Below are 15,479 nucleotides of genomic sequence, written 5' to 3'. Positions count from 1 at the left end.
GTCCGCGCAGGTCGGGGGCATTGTCAGTGGGCGGGTGCAGGATGGACGCATGGTCAGCTCCGCGCACCGGGCCCTCGACGGCTTCTCACCCGCGACCCGCGGCTGGTTCACGGGGGCGTTCTCCGCGCCCACCGCGGCCCAGGCCGGCGCGTGGCGCGCCATCGCCGAGGGCTCGGACGTGCTGGTGGTCGCCCCGACCGGGTCGGGCAAGACGCTGGCCGCGTTCCTCGCCGCCCTCGACCAGCTGGCGTCGGCCCCGCCACCGGCCGACCCCAGGAAGCGCTGCCGCGTCCTGTACGTGTCCCCGCTGAAGGCGCTCGCGGTCGACGTCGAGCGGAACCTGCGCAGTCCGCTCACCGGCATCCGCCACGAGTCGGTCCGGCTCGGCCTGCCCGAGCCTGAGGTGAAGGTGGGCATCCGCTCCGGCGACACCCCGGCCGCCGAGCGCCGCGCCCTGGCGACGCGCCCGCCGGACATCCTCATCACCACCCCGGAATCGCTGTTCCTGATGCTGACGTCCGCCACGCGCGACGCGCTGACGGGCGTGGAGACGGTGATCCTCGACGAGGTGCACGCGGTGGCCGGCACCAAGCGGGGCGCGCATCTGGCGCTGACCCTGGAGCGGCTGGACGAGCTGCTGCCGCAGCCCGCCCGCCGTATCGGCCTGTCCGCCACCGTGCGCCCGGTGGACGAGGTCGCCCGCTTCCTCTCCCCGCGCCGCAAGGTGGAGATCGTCCAGCCCCCGTCCGGCAAGGAGTTCGACCTCTCCGTCGTCGTCCCCGTGGAGGACCTCGGCGAACTGGGCGGCTCCCCGGTGGCCGACGGCACCGAGGGCACGGAGCGTCCGTCCATCTGGCCCCACGTCGAGGAGCGGATCGCCGACCTGGTGCAGGCCCACCGGTCCACCATCGTGTTCGCCAACTCGCGCCGTCTCGCGGAGCGGCTGTGCAACCGGCTCAACGAGATCGCCTACGAGAGGGCGACCGGCGAGACGCTGGAGGAGCACCACGCCCCCGCGGAGCTGATGGGCGGCTCGGGCGCGGCCCGGGGGGCGCCCCAGGTGCTCGCCCGCGCCCACCACGGTTCCGTCTCCAAGGAGCAGCGCGCGCTCGTGGAGGAGGACCTCAAGGCGGGCCGGCTGCCCGCCGTGGTCGCCACCTCCAGCCTCGAGCTGGGCATCGACATGGGCGCGGTGGACCTCGTCGTCCAGGTCGAGTCGCCGCCGTCCGTGGCCTCCGGGCTGCAGCGCGTGGGCCGCGCGGGACATCAGGTCGGAGCGGTCTCCACGGGTGTCGTCTTCCCCAAGTACCGCGGCGACCTCGTGCAGGCCGCCGTCGTCACCGAGCGGATGCGCACGGGCGCCATCGAGTCGCTGAGGGTCCCGGCCAACCCACTGGACGTGCTGGCTCAGCAGCTCGTCGCCATGACGGCGCTCGACACCTGGCAGTTCGACGAACTCCTGGCCACGGTCCGGCGGGCGGCGCCCTTCGCCTCGCTCCCGGAGTCGGCGTTCACGGCGGTGCTGGACATGCTCGCCGGCCGCTATCCCTCCGACGCCTTCGCGGAGCTGCGTCCGCGCGTGGTGTGGGACCGGGTCGCGGGCACGATCACCGGCCGGCCCGGCGCCCAGCGCCTCGCCGTCACCTCCGGGGGCACGATCCCGGACCGCGGGCTGTTCGGGGTCTTCCTCGCCGGTGCCGACCCGAAGAAGGGCGGCGGCCGGGTCGGCGAGCTGGACGAGGAGATGGTGTACGAGTCCCGGGTCGGGGACGTCTTCACGCTCGGCACCAGCTCCTGGCGGATCGAGGACATCACACGGGACCGTGTCCTGGTCTCCCCCGCGCCCGGCGTGCCCGGCCGGCTGCCCTTCTGGAAGGGCGACCAGCTGGGGCGCCCACTGGAGCTGGGGCGCGCGGTGGGCGCGTTCCTGCGCGAGGTGGGCTCGCTGGACCGGCAGGACGCGCGGCTGAGGCTGCTGGCCGCGGGGCTGGACGCCTGGGCCGCGGACAACGTGCTGTCGTACCTGGAGGAGCAGCGCGAGGCGTGCGGCCACATCCCGGACGACCGCACCATCGTGGTCGAGCGCTTCCGCGACGAGCTGGGCGACTGGCGGGTCGTGGTGCATTCCCCGTTCGGCGCCCAGGTGCATGCCCCGTGGGCGCTCGCGCTGGGCGCGCGGCTCGCGGAGCGGTACGGCATGGACGCCCAGGTCATGCATGCCGACGACGGCATCGTGCTGCGCCTGCCGGACGCCGATCTGATGGGCCTGGACCTGCTCGACCAGGAGCCGGTGCCGGCGGGCGCCCTCCTGGGTGCGGCGGCGGGCGCCGAGCAGCCGCCCGTCGGCGCCGCGGACGTCGTCTTCGACAAGGGCGAGGTCGGCCAGATCGTCACCGACCAGGTCGGCGGCTCGGCGCTGTTCGCGTCCCGGTTCCGTGAGTGCGCGGCCCGCGCGCTGCTGCTGCCGCGCCGCAACCCCGGCAAGCGCACCCCGCTGTGGCAGCAGCGCCAGCGCGCGGCGCAGCTGCTGCAGGTGGCGAGCGAGTTCGGCTCGTTCCCGATCGTCCTGGAGGCCGTCCGGGAATGTCTGCAGGACGTGTTCGACGTCCCGGGGCTCACCGAGCTGATGGGCGACGTCGAGTCCCGGACGGTGCGGCTCGTCGAGGTCACCACCCCGGAGCCCTCCCCGTTCGCCCGCTCGCTCCTGTTCGGGTACGTCGCGCAGTTCCTCTACGAGGGGGACTCGCCGCTCGCCGAGCGGCGCGCCGCCGCGTTGTCCCTGGACTCCCGGCTGCTGGCCGAGCTGCTGGGCCAGGCGGAACTGCGCGAGCTGCTCGACGCCGAGGTCCTGACCGAGCTGGAGCGGGAGCTGCAGTGGCTCACCGAGGACCGGCGCGTCAAGGACGTGGAGGGGGTCGCGGACGTACTGCGGTTGCTGGGCCCGCTCACCGGGGCCGAGCTGGCGGAGCGGGGTGCCGAGCCGCACTGGGCGCCGGAGCTGGCCGCCGCCCGCCGCGCGATCAGGGTCCGTGTCGCGGGTGCCGACCACTGGGCCGCGGTCGAGGACGCGGGGCGGCTGCGGGACGCGCTCGGCACGGCGCTGCCGGTGGGCGTCCCGGAGGCGTTCACCGAGCCGGTCAAGGACCCGCTGGGCGACCTCCTCGCACGGTACGCGCGCACGCACGGCCCCTTCACGTCGGTGACCGCGGCCGCGCGGTTCGGGCTCGGCGTGGCCGTCACCGAGGGCGCCCTGCAGCGGCTGGCGGCATCCGGGCGGATCGTCCAGGGGGAGTTCCATCCGGCGGGCATCGGCCAGGAGTGGTGCGACGCGGGGGTGCTGCGCAGACTGCGCCGCCGGTCGCTGGCAGCGCTGCGGCACGAGCTGGAGCCGGTTCCTCCGGCCGCGCTGGCGCAGTTCCTCCCCCAGTGGCAGCACATCGGCAACGGTCACGGGCTCAGGGGCGTCGACGGACTGGTGCGCGCCGTCGAACAGCTGCAGGGCGCGTCCGTGCCCGCGTCCGCGCTGGAGAAGCTCGTCCTGCCGTCCCGTGTCTCGAACTACACGCCCGCGATGCTGGACGAGCTCACGGCCGCCGGCGAGGTGGTGTGGGCGGGCGCGGGCGCGCTCCCCGGCAAGGACGGCTGGGTCTCCCTCTACCTGGCGGACGCGGCCCCCCTGCTGCTGCCCGCGCCGCACCCCTTGGAGCCCACGGCGCTCCACCAGTCGGTCCTGGACGCCCTCTCGGGGGGATACGGACTGTTCTTCCGCCAGATCGCCGACCAGGTCCGCGCCACGACGCACCCGGACGCCACCGACTCCCAGCTGGCCGACGCGGTCTGGGACCTCGCCTGGTCGGGACGGCTGACGAACGACACGCTCGCACCGATGCGCTCGCTGCTCGGCTCGGGCCGCACCGCCGGTTCCACGGCACACCGCGCCAAGCGTGCCGTCCCCCGCGGGCGGTACGGCTCCCTGACGTCCGCCGCCCGCCCCCAGTCCCGTACGGGCCCTCCGACCGTGGCGGGCCGCTGGTCGCTGCTCCCCGCCCGCGAGAGCGATCCCACGGTGCGTGCCCACGCCGTGGCCCGGACGCTGCTGGACCGGCACGGGGTGGTGACGCGTGGCGCGGTGGCCACGGAGGGCGTGGAGGGCGGTTTCTCGGCCACGTACCGCATCCTCTCCGCCTTCGAGGAGAGCGGTCAGGCCCGGCGCGGCTATGTGGTCGAGGGACTGGGCGCGGCGCAGTTCGCGATGGACGGCGCGGTGGACAGGCTGCGCGCCGTGGCGAACGCGCGCGAACGGGGCGAGCCGCTGCCGGGCGCGGGGGCGGGTACGGGGCCCGGCGCGGGGAATTCCTTCACCGGGGACCAGGCCCACCCGTACGCACCGACCGGGGCCCCGGGCACCGGGCATGCCGCGTTCGACGACCCGCAGGACGAGGACGGCCTGTTCGGCGCCGGCCCGGCCGATGCCTTCGACTCGGGCCGTGCCCTGCCGGACACGCTGTCCGCCCCCGGTTTCGGAGGTCCGCGGTCCGGTTCGGGCTTCTCCGTCCGGGAACCAGGATCCGGGCCCTCGTCCCGAGGGGCCCTCCCGCCGCACCGGACCCGCTCCGGCGGCCCCTCCCGGGTCGTGGTCCTGGCGGCCGCCGACCCGGCGAACGCGTACGGCTCGGCGCTCCCCTGGCCCGAGCCGCCTACGGGTGCCGGGCACAAGCCGGGGCGGAAGGCGGGTTCCCTGGTGGTCCTGGTCGACGGAGAGCTGACGCTCTACATGGAGCGCGGCGGCAAGACCCTGCTGGCCTGGCCCTTGGACCAGCAGGCCGCGCCGGCCCAGGACGCCCGCCTGCGCGCGGCCGCCGACGCCCTCGGCGCCGCCGCCCGGGCCGGCTCCCTCGGCACGATCACGGTGGAGCGCGTCAACGGCGCCTCCGCCCTCTCGTCCCCGTTCGGCGTCCTCCTGGAAGGAGCGGGCTTCATCGCGACCCCGCGGGGTCTGCGCATACGCGCCTGAGCCCCGGCGCCCGGCGTGTCACCCTGGACGCATGCCTGAAGGCGACACCGTCCACCAAGCCGCGAAGCGTCTGCACGGGGCACTCGCTGGCAAGGTGCTGACCCGCTCCGACCTCCGGGTGCCGAAGTACGCCACGGCCGATCTCACCGGCCGTACCGTCCTGGACGTCACCCCGCGCGGCAAGCACCTCCTCGCCCGTGTCGAGGGCGGACTCACGCTGCACTCGCACCTCAGGATGGACGGTGCGTGGAAGATCTACGCGGAGGGTCAGCGGTGGAGCGGCGGTCCGGGCCACCAGATCCGGGCGATCCTCGGCACGGCCGACCGCACGGCCGTCGGCTACCGCCTGCCCGTCCTGGAACTGCTCCGCACCGCCGACGAGCACCGCGCCGTCGGCCACCTCGGCCCCGACCTGCTGGGCCCCGACTGGGACGCCGGTACGGCGTTGGAGAACCTGTTGCGCGACCTCGCCCGGCCCGTCGGTGAGGCCCTCCTCGACCAGCGGAACCTCGCGGGCATCGGCAATGTCTACAAGAGCGAGCTGTGCTTTCTGCTGCGGGTGACCCCGTGGCTGCCCGTCGGCGCCCTCCCTGCCGAGCACGCCGCCCGGCTCCCGGCTCTCGCCAGGCGGCTCCTGGAGGCGAACCGCGACCGCCCGGCCCGCAACACCACGGGACGGCGGGAGCAGAACCTCTTCGTGTACGGCCGCGCGCCCCGCCCCTGTCTGCGCTGCGGCACCCCGGTCCGGGCCGCCGGCCAGGGCGACGGCGCCCGCGAGCGCCCCACCTACTGGTGCCCGTCCTGCCAGCACGGCCCGGCTCCGGCACCGGGGACGGCGGACCACCGCGGTATCCGCCGCCGCGCAACTAATTGACGACCCGTCAGAAACTCTCGTACCGTCGCTGTCATGCCCGTCACGGCGTACGACCTCACCGGACGCACCGCATTCGTCACCGGTGCCGCCAGCGGCATCGGCCGCGCCTCGGCCCTGCTGCTCGCGGAGGCGGGCGCGACCGTGCACTGCGCGGACATCGACGCGCAGGGCCTGCACGCGACGGCGACCCTGATCAAGGACCGGGGCGGCCTGGCGCACACCCACCACCTCGACGTGACCGACCGGTCGCAGGTCAGACAGGCGGTCGGGACCTGCGAGCGCCTCGACGCGATGGCGGCGGTCGCCGGGATCATGCACAGCAGCCCCGTCCTGGAGACGCGGGACGAGGATCTGGACCGCGTGCTGGCCGTCAACTTCAAGGGAGTCCTCCACGCCTGCCAGGAGGCGGCCCGCCGCATGATCGAGGACGGTACGCGCGGCAGCATCGTCACGATGGCGTCCGGCGCCGTCGACACCGGTGGTCCGGGTCTGCTCTGTTACGGCGCGGCCAAGGCGGCCGTGGTCCAGCTGACGAAGACCCTGGCGACCGAGGTGGGACCGCACGGCATCCGGGTCAACGCGGTGGCGCCCGGCTGGACGCGGACGCCGATGACCGATCACCACGGTCAGAGGCAGGCGCAGACGGAGGCGTTCATGGCCCGGCTGTCACCGCTGGGCCGGGTCGGCGAACCGGAGGACGTCGCCCATGCCGTGCTGCACCTGGCGTCCGACGCCGCGTCCTTCACCACGGGCCAGATCCTCCGCCCGAACGGCGGCGTGGCGATGCCCTGGTGAACCCTCCGCCCGGCGCGGAGGGAACGGCGTCCAGGGCCACCACGAGGTGGTGCGGCGCCGGCATCCGGCGCCGCCCGCAGAGCCGCTCGCGGCCGGGGCGGCCGTCCGACCGCTCCCGGGAGTCCCCTGAACACCCCGGGACGCCGTGCCCGCCGACCCCGCCCGCTTCCCCCCGTCAGCCCCTCACCCCGGGTGCGCGCCCCTCTCGCGCCCCCTCGCGGCCCGCCACCGCCGCCAGGACTGCCCCCACCGGTCCGACCCGGCCGCCCCCACGGCCCGGGTCTTCGGCACACAGTGCACCGGCAACAGGCTCAGTCCCCACCCCCCGGTCGCGACCGCCCCCTCCAGCACCCCCGCATCGGGTGCCAGCACGAGCCGGAGTACCCCCCACCACCACAGCGCTCCCAGCGCCAGCGCCATCCCCCAGCGCGCCGTGCGCCCCGCCATGGCCGTCACCTCCAACCCGAGGAACCAGACCCTAGACCGCACCGTCACCACCAGGGAGGGCGCACCAGCGGCACACAGGCGCACCGGAACCAGCGCATGCCCACGGCGTCCGCCGTACCCGGCGCACCCCGCGCGCACCCTCTCCTGCCTGCGGCCACGCCCGGACACCGGCGCACCGAAGCCCCTCATGGCGCCGTGCACTCAGCCGTTCTCCGCCTGGAACATCCAGTGGTGCTTCTCCAGGTCCGCGGTGATCCCCAGGAAGATGTCCTGGCTCACCGGATCCGCCTCGGCGGTCGCCACCACCCGCTCCCGCATGCGCGCGATCACCGAGCCGAGCGCCGACACCAGCGTGCCCACCGCGTCCGTGTCCTTGACCCATCCCTGGGGCACGGAGCCTATGCCGCTGCCCTGGGCCACGGTCGCGGCGCGCGCGTCAGGCGGGACACCCAGCGCCGAGGCCCGTTCCGCCACCGTGTCGGAGTGCCGGCGCGCGGTGTCGACGACCTCGTCGAGCTGCAGGTGGATGGAGCGGAAGCGGGGCCCGATGACGTTCCAGTGCACCTGCTTCGCCACGAGGGAGAGGTCCACCAGGTCCAGCAGGGCGCCCTGCAGCGCCTCGGAGACCGTCTTGAGATCCGTGTCGGCCAGCGGGCTCTTCACGACGTACATCGGCTCCTCCGCGATCCTCGTACGGCCCCGAGCCCCCGCCCTTCCACCATGACGGCCCCGGATGGGCGCGGCAAACGGGCGACGGCGCGGCAGAGGCCCCCCGGGCGCCCGCCGCTCGCGGGGCCGGGGCGCCGGCCGCCCCCGGACACGCGAGAGCCCCGGCCGCGCCGCTCCGGGCCTTCCCGGAGTGGCCCCGGCCGGGGCTCTCGCACATGTCACCGCCTCACCCGCCCACGTGTGCGAGGATCAGGCGGCGACCACGTCCACTGCCTCGGTGGGCGCCTTGATCGTGACCCGCTCCGGTGGGACACCGGTGACGGACACGGAATTGAGCATGGGACGACGCACCGGTGCGGGCACCGGCTCGGTGGCCGCCGCAGACTGCGCCAGCTCGGCGAGCGCGAGCTCGTCGCTCACTTCCCGCATGAGCTCGGACATCCGTACGTCCAGCGCGTCGCAGATCGCGGAGAGCAGCTCGGAGGACGCCTCCTTCTGCCCCCGCTCCACCTCGGAGAGATAGCCGAGCGAAACCCGGGCGGTCGAGGAGACTTCGCGCAGAGTACGGCCCTGGCGCTGGCGCTGCCGACGCAGCACGTCACCCAGCAGGCGACGGAGCAGAATCATCGGTGGCTCCCTCCTCGGACCGCGAAACCGCATCCTTCACGCCCCACCGTACCGCCTTGCGCCGCGGCCGTGCGGGGAGCGCTGTTGTGTTCACTAAGGGCTGCAAACATCAAGTCCCCCCGTTCTGTTCCGTATCCTGTGCCCGCTCATTCCCGGCCTGTTCGCCCGTAAGCTCTTTCAGGAGCAGTGTGAGTACGCTCCGTACACTCTCCATACGGATTTCCGCACGGTCGCCGTTCAACCGCAACGAGGCCACTTTTCCGCCAGCGTGTTCGCCGGAAACCTCTTCGAACGGCCCGTCGACGGCCACGAAGACCGTGCCGACCGGCTGCCCGTCCTGCGGTTCGGGCCCGGCCACGCCGGTCGTCGCGAGGCCCCAGTCCGCGCCGAGCGCCGTGCGCACACCGGCCGCCATCTGGGCCGCGACCTGCGGATCCACCGCTCCGCGCGCGGCCAGCAGAGCGCCGTCGACACCCAGCACGTCCCGCTTCAGATCTGTGGCGTACGCGGTGACGGAACCACGGAAGACCTTGGAGGCGCCGGGCACCGCCGTGATCTCCGCGGCCACCAGGCCACCGGTCAGCGACTCGGCGACGGCGAGCGTCTCGCCCCTCACCGTGAGTAGTCGCAGCACGTCGGCGGCCACGGGATTCACCCTTCCGCCTCCTCCGCCGCGGCTCGGCGCTCGGCGATTCCGCGCCTGCGCAGCACAATGGCCTGTCTCACATAGTCGAGACCGCTGACGACCGTCAGGACGATCGCCACACCCATCACCCAGAAACGCAGCGTCGCAAGCCACCCCGTCAGCGCCAGGACGTACATTCCGACGGCCACGCCCTGCGTCAGCGTCTTCAGCTTGCCGCCGCGGCTCGCCGGGATGACGCCGTAACGGATCACCAGGAAGCGCAGCAGGGTGATGCCCAGCTCCCGGCCCAGGATCACCACCGTCACCCACCAGGGCAGGTCACCGAGCGCGGACAGGCAGATCAGCGCCGCGCCCATGATCGCCTTGTCGGCGATGGGGTCGGCGATCTTCCCGAAGTCCGTGACGAGGTTGTACGTGCGGGCCAGATGTCCGTCGAACAGGTCGGTGATCATGGCGATGGCGAAGGCCGCCCAGGCGAGCGCGCGCCACGCCGGGTCGTATCCGCCCCCCGCCAGCATCAGTGCGACGAAGCCCGGCACAAGGAGCAGGCGGAGCATCGTCAGGAGGTTGGCCACGTTCCAGACGCTGGCCTGGTTGACCGCGGCGGCCGTCAGCTTGCCGCCCCGCACCGACCGCGCGCCCTGCTCGGCCCGGGCCGCGTCCGCGACGCCGGAGCCGCTCTGGGCGGCCTCGCCCTGGGCCGCGGCGCCCGCCGCGGACGCCGCTCCCCGCGCACCGGAGGAGGAGCCGCCCGCCGCGGATGCCGGGATTCCGGTCATCTGCCCGCCTCCTCAGCACACCCGGCTGAACCCGCGAGGGGCTCGGCCACCAGGTCGACACCCTCCGTACCGACCACCTTCGCCTCGACCATACGGCCGACGGCGAGACCTTCCGCCATGGTGAACAGCACCTGGCCGTCCGTCTCGGGCGCCTGGTGGGCGGCGCGGCCGCAGGCGCCCTCCTCCTCGTCCAGGGACTCCACGAGCACGTGCACGGTCTCGCCGACGCGCTCCTCGGCGCGCTGCGACACCAGTTGCTCGGCGAGCCGGGAGACGCGGGCCAGCCGCTCGGCGACGGCGTCCTCGTCGAGCTTGCCGTCGTACGTCGCCGCTTCCGTCCCCTCCTCGTCGGAGTAGCCGAAGACACCGATCGCGTCCAGCCGGGCACCGTTCAGGAAGCGCTCCAGTTCGGCCAGGTCGGCCTCGCTCTCGCCGGGGAAGCCCACGATGAAGTTGGAGCGCACCCCGGCCTGCGGGACCCTGCCGCGGATGGTGTCCAGCAGCTCCAGGAAGCGGACGGTGTCGCCGAAGCGCCGCATCGCGCGCAGCACGCCGGGCGCGGAGTGCTGGAAGGACAGGTCGAAGTAGGGCGCCACCTTCGGGGTGGAGGTCAGCACGTCGACGAGCCCGGGGCGCATCTCGGCGGGCTGCAGATAGCTGACACGGACGCGCTCGATCCCGTCCACCTCGCACAGGTCGGGCAGCAGTGACTCCAGGAGGCGGATGTCACCCAGGTCCTTGCCGTAGGAGGTGTTGTTCTCGGAGACCAGCATGATCTCCTTGACGCCCTGCTCGGCCAGCCACCGCGTCTCGTTCAGCACGTCGCTCGGGCGGCGCGAGACGAAGGAACCGCGGAAGGACGGGATGGCGCAGAAGGAGCAGCGCCGGTCGCAGCCGGAGGCGAGCTTCACCGAGGCGACGGGTGAACCGTCGAGCCGGCGGCGCAGGGGCGCACGGGGGCCGGACTGCGGAGCCACGCCTTCCGGCAGGTCGGAGGGCGTGCCGTGCCCCGGGAGGGCCACACCGGAGACGGACTGCCGCTCCACCGGGCTGACCGGCAGCAGCTTGCGCCGGTCGCGCGGGGTGTGGGAGGCGTGGATGCCGCCGGACAGGATGGTCCGGAGGCGGTCGGAGATGTCCGCGTAGTCGTCGAAGCCGAGCACGCCGTCCGCCTCCGGCAGGGCCTCGGCGAGCTCCTTGCCGTACCGCTCGGCCATGCAGCCCACCGCCACGACGGCCTGGGTTCTGCCGTGGTCCTTGAGGTCGTTGGCCTCCAGCAGGGCGTCGACCGAGTCCTTCTTCGCGGCCTCGACGAAGCCGCACGTGTTCACGACGGCGACGTCCGCCTCCGCGGCGTCCTCCACGAGCTGCCAGCCGTCCGCCTCCAGACGGCCCGCGAGCTCCTCCGAGTCCACCTCGTTACGGGCGCAGCCAAGGGTGACGAGTGCGACGGTACGGCGTTCAGGCATGGGCTCAAGACTACTTCGTCCCGCTGACGGCCCACGTCGACGGGGTTGGCCGATCTTGGCCAACCCCGTGTGTCCCTGCTCCTTGAGTACCGCCTGGGCACCTGCGGGTGCCGCGGGCGTCCGTCAGCCGGAGACGGGGTCGCCCTTCGTGTAGGTCAGGCGCTCGACCTGACCGGGCTGGAAGTCGTCCTGGATCTTCTTCCCGTTGACGTACAGCTCGATGGCGCCCGCGTCGCCGAGGACGAGGTCGATCTTCTCCTTGTCCTGGAAGGTCTGCGAGTCGCCCTGCTTGAGCAGTCCGTCGAAGAGGGTCCGGCCGTTGTGGTCCTTGGCGGAGATCCAGCTGCGGCCGTCGGCGGCGCTCACCTGGACGGTGACCTTGTCCCGGGGCGCGGCCGCGATTGCGCTGTCGGACGGCTCGGGCTTCTGGCCGGCGGGCTTGCTGCCCTTGGGCGAGGGCGAGGCGGACTTGCCGGCGCTCGGTGTGGAGCCCTTGGCGACCTGTGTCTTCGTGCCGTCCCCGCTGCCGCCCCCGTCGATCAGGGTGAACCCGACGAAGCCGATGACCACGACGATCGCCGCGACCATGGCCGCGGTCCAGTTGGGCCCGCGGCGCTCGGGGCGGATGCGTTCCGCCTCGAAGATCGGGGTCGTCGGGGTCGGGGCGAGCCGTCCGCCGTGCTCGGCGGCGTACTGCTCCAGCAGCGGGGCCGGATCGAGGTGCACCGCCCGCGCGAGCGTGCGGAGGTGGCCGCGGGCGTAGACGTCACCGCCGCAGGGGGCGAAGTCGTCGTGTTCGATCGCGTGCACGATGGCGATACGGACCCGGGTGGCGTTGCTGACGTCGTCGACGGTCAGCCCGGCCGCGATGCGCGCCTGTTGCAGAGCGCGGCCGATGGAGGGCCGGTCCGACGAACCGGCGCCTTCACGGTGTTCTTCGAACGGACGTGCGTCCTCAGGGGAGTTGCCGTCAGGGGAGTTGCCGATGGACACGGGGGGCGCCTTTCGAGCGTGTAGCCACCTGTGCTGGAAGTTCAGTCTAGGGGTGGTACGAAAGGGTGGGGCAACCCGGCGGTAGGACTTTGTACGCCATCAGAATGGCCGGTCATCCTGATGCTAAGACATATATCTGATCCTTCCCCCAACTTGACGTGCGACAAAGGGAAACGGTTGCTCACGGATCACTTACGAGTGGGTCACGGTCGGGCGTCCGGGTGCGGCGCGGACTCCGTACGGCCGCACCCGGACGGCCCAGCCGCCCACCCGTACGGCGGTGCGCGGCCGTACGGATCCCGCTACGGCCCGGGCTCTCCGCGGATCACGGCGAGCACGCCGTCCAGTTCGTCGGGCTTCACCAGGACGTCACGTGCCTTGGAGCCCTCGCTGGGGCCGACGATGTTCCGCGACTCCATGAGGTCCATCAGCCGACCGGCCTTGGCGAACCCGACGCGCAGTTTCCGCTGGAGCATGGAGGTGGAGCCGAACTGCGTGGAGACGACCAGTTCGGCCGCCTGGCACAGCAGGTCGAGGTCGTCGCCGATGTCCTCGTCGATCTCCTTCTTCTGCTTGGAGCCGACGGTGACGTCGTCGCGGAAGACCGGCGCCATCTGGTCCTTGCAGTGCCGGACGACGGCCGCGATCTCGTCCTCGGTGACGAACGCGCCCTGCAGGCGCACCGGTTTGTTCGCGCCCATCGGCAGGAAGAGCCCGTCGCCCTTGCCGATCAGCTTCTCGGCACCGGGCTGGTCGAGGATGACGCGCGAGTCGGCCAGGGACGAGGTGGCGAAGGCGAGGCGGGAGGGGACGTTCGCCTTGATCAGGCCGGTGACGACGTCCACGGACGGCCGCTGCGTGGCGAGCACCAGGTGGATGCCGGCCGCCCGCGCGAGCTGCGTGATGCGCACGATCGCGTCCTCGACGTCGCGCGGCGCGACCATCATCAGGTCGGCCAGCTCGTCGACGATCACCAGCAGGTACGGGTACGGCTGCAGCTCGCGCTCACTGCCCTCGGGCGGCTTGGCCTTGCCGTTCCTGATGGCCTCGTTGAAGTCGTCGATGTGCCGGAAGCCGTACGCCGCCAGGTCGTCGTACCGCAGGTCCATCTCCCGTACGACCCACTGCAGCGCCTCGGCGGCCCTTTTCGGGTTGGTGATGATCGGCGTGATCAGATGCGGGATGCCCTCGTACGCGGTCAGCTCGACGCGCTTGGGGTCGACGAGGACCATGCGCACGTCCTCCGGGGTCGCCCGGATCATGACGGAGGTGATCAGGCAGTTGATGCAGGACGACTTGCCGGAGCCGGTGGCGCCGGCGACGAGCACGTGCGGCATCTTCGCGATGTTCGCCATCACGTAGCCGCCCTCGACGTCCTTGCCGAGCGCGACCAGCATCGGGTGGTCGTCCTCGGCGGCCTCCGCCAGGCGGAGCACATCACCGAGGTTGACCATCTCGCGGTCGGTGTTCGGGATCTCGATGCCGACCGCGGACTTTCCGGGGATCGGGCTGATGATCCGGACATCGGGGCTGGCGACGGCGTACGCGATGTTCTTGGTGAGGGCGGTGATCCGCTCGACCTTGACGGCGGGGCCCAGCTCCACCTCGTAGCGGGTGACCGTGGGGCCCCGGGTGAAGCCGGTGACGGCCGCGTCGACCTTGAACTCGGTGAAGACGTTCGTGAGCGAGGCGACGACGGCGTCGTTGGCGGCGCTGCGCGCCTTGCCCGGCCCGCCGCGCTCCAGCAGGTCAAGGGACGGCAGCGCGTAGGTGATGTCACCGGAGAGCTGGAGCTGCTCGGCGCGCGGCGGAAGGGCGCGGGGCTCCTGCGGGGCGTCCTTGGTCAGGTCGGGCACCGCGGACACGGCCGGGAGCTTCTCCGGCTGGGGACGCGCGGCCGGCACGGGCGTGGGCGTCGTCTCCACGCGGTCGCCCACGCTGACGCCCTGGGTGAGGTCGGCGACGATCGGGGACGGCGGCATGCCGTGCAGAACGGCGCCGTCGAGGGCGGCAGCGGCGGCGGCCGCGACATCCACGGCGTCCATCCGCCGGCCCAGGGCCGGCTGCTGCGCGGCGGGGCGCCGCGGACGGTTCCGGCGCCTGGACAGGGCCTCCCGCTCGGCTCCGTCCGGGTCGTACGCGTCGGGGGCGGGACCGCGCCGCCGCGAGCGGGGCAGCGCCTCGCGCCACTGCTCCTCGTAGCGTTCGTCGTCCCCGGTGTGCAGGTCGTCCTCGGTGTCGTGCAGGATCCCGAGCTTCACGCCGAGCAGCCGCAGCCGCTGCGGGATGGCGGTGACGGGCGTGGCGGTGACCACGAGCAGGCCGAAGAACGTGAGCAGCGCGAGCAGCGGTACGGCGAGGACGGCCCCCATGGTGTACGTCAGCGGGGTGGCCGCGCCCCAGCCGATGAGCCCGCCGGCGTCCCTTATCGCCTGCATGCCGTCGCTGCGCGCCGGGCCGCCGCAGGCGATGTGCACCTGGCCGAGCACGCCGATGACCAGAGCGGACAGCCCGATGACGATGCGCCCGTTGGCGTCGGGCCGCTCCGGATGCAGGATGAGGCGCACGGCGATCGCGCCGAGCAGGATCGGCACGAGCAGGTCCAGGCGGCCGAAGGCGCCCGTCACCAGCATCTCGACGAGGTCTCCGACAGGGCCGCGCAGATCGGCCCAGGTGCCCGCGGCGACGACCAGCGACAGACCGAGCAGCAGGAGCGCGAGCCCGTCCTTGCGGTGCGCCGGGTCGAGTCCCTTCGCGCCCCGCCCTACACCGCGCAGCATGGCTCCGACGGCGTGCGCGACGCCGAGCCACAGGGCGCGCACGAGTCTGTACACGCCCGCGGTCGGGTTGGGCGCCGGCGCGGGGGCCGGCTTCTTCGCCGCGGCCTTCCTGGCGGGCGCCTTCTTCGCGGCGGCCTTCTTCGCGGGGGCCTTCCTCGCCGGAGCCTTCTGCGGAGCGGCCGCCTTCTTCGCCGGCGACTTCTTGGCTGCGGGACGTGGGGCCATGAGTGTGAGGTTACCGGTGGAGACGACGGTGGACACGCGTGCCCACTGTTTCACCCGTTCGTGTCGCCTTATAGGAGGCACGAAACTGACGCGGGATCAACCAAGGTGCCACGCCCGGCCGACGGGCCGACAGACGGCAGGGCCGTGCGCCCGCTGGACCC

11 protein-coding genes are annotated in these 15,479 nt (G+C 73.1%); 3 read left to right on the top strand and 8 right to left on the bottom strand.

Annotation, left to right across the window (positions count from 1 at the left end):
• Positions 1-49: 49 nt before the first annotated feature.
• From ACZ79I_RS29495 to ACZ79I_RS29485, 3 genes are read left to right on the top strand one after another with little or no spacing between them, the layout of a single operon-like run.
• On the top strand, positions 50-5,014 hold the full coding sequence (locus tag ACZ79I_RS29495; RefSeq protein ID WP_471501073.1) for an ATP-dependent helicase: 4,965 nt from the start codon (positions 50-52) through the stop codon (positions 5,012-5,014).
• A 31-nt stretch (positions 5,015-5,045) separates the two neighbouring features.
• The gene (locus tag ACZ79I_RS29490) at positions 5,046-5,888 is read left to right on the top strand and encodes an Fpg/Nei family DNA glycosylase (RefSeq protein WP_471501071.1); all 843 of its coding nucleotides are present in this window, start codon (positions 5,046-5,048) and stop codon (positions 5,886-5,888) included.
• A 33-nt stretch (positions 5,889-5,921) separates the two neighbouring features.
• A complete protein-coding gene (locus ACZ79I_RS29485) occupies positions 5,922-6,683 on the top strand; it encodes an SDR family NAD(P)-dependent oxidoreductase (protein ID WP_471501069.1) in 762 nt (253 codons plus the stop codon).
• Positions 6,684-6,866: 183 nt separating this feature from the next.
• Here the strand turns inward: ACZ79I_RS29485 and ACZ79I_RS29480 are convergent, their stop codons facing one another.
• From ACZ79I_RS29480 to ACZ79I_RS29445, 8 genes are all read right to left on the bottom strand, one after another.
• Complete coding sequence (locus ACZ79I_RS29480) at positions 6,867-7,130, bottom strand: hypothetical protein (protein WP_381077096.1); 264 nt, start codon at positions 7,128-7,130, stop codon at positions 6,867-6,869.
• A 201-nt stretch (positions 7,131-7,331) separates the two neighbouring features.
• The gene (locus ACZ79I_RS29475; protein ID WP_471501067.1) at positions 7,332-7,802 is read right to left on the bottom strand and encodes a Dps family protein; all 471 of its coding nucleotides are present in this window, start codon (positions 7,800-7,802) and stop codon (positions 7,332-7,334) included.
• A gap of 246 nt (positions 7,803-8,048) precedes the next feature.
• Entirely contained in the window at positions 8,049-8,426 is a 378-nt protein-coding gene (locus ACZ79I_RS29470; protein ID WP_468243172.1) for a helix-turn-helix domain-containing protein, read from the bottom strand.
• Positions 8,427-8,535: 109 nt separating this feature from the next.
• Positions 8,536-9,081, bottom strand: coding sequence for a CinA family protein (locus ACZ79I_RS29465; RefSeq protein WP_471501065.1), 546 nt, complete (start codon positions 9,079-9,081; stop codon positions 8,536-8,538).
• Positions 9,078-9,851 carry a CDP-diacylglycerol--glycerol-3-phosphate 3-phosphatidyltransferase gene (pgsA, locus tag ACZ79I_RS29460; protein WP_471501063.1) on the bottom strand — a complete coding sequence of 258 codons (774 nt, stop codon included), beginning with the start codon at positions 9,849-9,851 and terminating at the stop codon, positions 9,078-9,080. Before pgsA ends, ACZ79I_RS29465 begins: the two co-directional genes overlap by 4 nt.
• Positions 9,848-11,320, bottom strand: a complete 1,473-nt coding sequence (rimO, locus tag ACZ79I_RS29455; RefSeq protein WP_471501061.1) for a 30S ribosomal protein S12 methylthiotransferase RimO — start codon at positions 11,318-11,320, stop codon at positions 9,848-9,850. Before rimO ends, pgsA begins: the two co-directional genes overlap by 4 nt.
• Before the next feature lie 123 nt (positions 11,321-11,443).
• Positions 11,444-12,313, bottom strand: a complete 870-nt coding sequence (locus ACZ79I_RS29450; RefSeq protein ID WP_471501059.1) for a helix-turn-helix domain-containing protein — start codon at positions 12,311-12,313, stop codon at positions 11,444-11,446.
• 302 nt (positions 12,314-12,615) lie between these two features.
• Positions 12,616-15,354 carry a DNA translocase FtsK gene (locus tag ACZ79I_RS29445; RefSeq protein ID WP_471501057.1) on the bottom strand — a complete coding sequence of 913 codons (2,739 nt, stop codon included), beginning with the start codon at positions 15,352-15,354 and terminating at the stop codon, positions 12,616-12,618.
• Between the last annotated feature and the right edge of the window lie 125 nt (positions 15,355-15,479).

It is taken from the genome of Streptomyces sp. PSU-S4-23 (assembly GCF_055632315.1).
Note: the sequence above shows the minus strand (reverse complement) of the source record. Positions and strands in the feature narration are given on the sequence as shown.